The 829-nt window shown below is 53.0% G+C and carries 1 rRNA gene; it reads right to left on the bottom strand.

The window, feature by feature from the left end:
* Positions 1-829: ribosomal RNA gene (locus DWZ60_RS16995) — 23S ribosomal RNA — on the bottom strand; the annotation flags it as partial.

Genomic DNA, 829 nt, shown 5'->3' on the forward strand with positions numbered 1-829 from the left:
TTCGGTCCGCATCACGCCTTTGGATTGCCACACGGTTTTTCCTATGTGACTCCTCCTTCGCTTGCACGCGGCTTTCCGTTCCGCGCCTGTGCTCTCCACAAATGTCCCCACAGTTCTGTTTTAGATAGTGCAGGAATCTCAACCTGCTGTCCATCGGATACGCATTTCTGCCTCTCCTTAGGCCCCGACTTACCCAGGCAGATCAGCTTTACCCTGGAAACCTTGGATATTCGGCCGAGAGGATTCCCACCTCTCTCTCGCTACTCATTCCGGCATTCTCTCTTCCTGGCACTCCACAGCTCCTTCCGGTACTGCTTCATCGCGCCAGCAATGCTCCTCTACCATACCTTGCGGTATCCTGTGCTTCGGTGTCGTGTTTCAGCCCCGGACATTTTCGGCGCAGGACCTCTCGACTAGTGAGCTATTACGCACTCTTTGAATGTGTGGCTGCTTCTGAGCCAACATCCTAGTTGTCTTCGAAATCCCACATCCTTTTCCACTTAACACGTACTTTGGGACCTTAGCAGCAGGTCTGGGCTCTTTCCCTTTTGACTGCCCAACTTATCTCGTGCAGTCTGACTCCCGATGAGCATCTTTACGGCATTCGGAGTTTGATATCCCTTGGTAAGCTTTGACGCCCCCTTAGAAATTCAGTGCTCTACCTCCGTAAGACTCCATCGAGGCTAGCCCTAAAGCTATTTCGAGGAGAACCAGCTATCTCCGGGTTCGATTGGAATTTCTCCCCTACCCACACCTCATCGCCACCCTTTTCAACGGATGTGCGTTCGGCCCTCCACTACCTCTTACGGCAGCTTCAGCCTGGACATGG

Origin of the sequence: Blautia sp. AF34-10, from assembly GCF_003477865.1 — a bacterium.
GTDB classification, from domain to species: domain Bacteria; phylum Bacillota; class Clostridia; order Lachnospirales; family Lachnospiraceae; genus Fusicatenibacter; species Fusicatenibacter saccharivorans.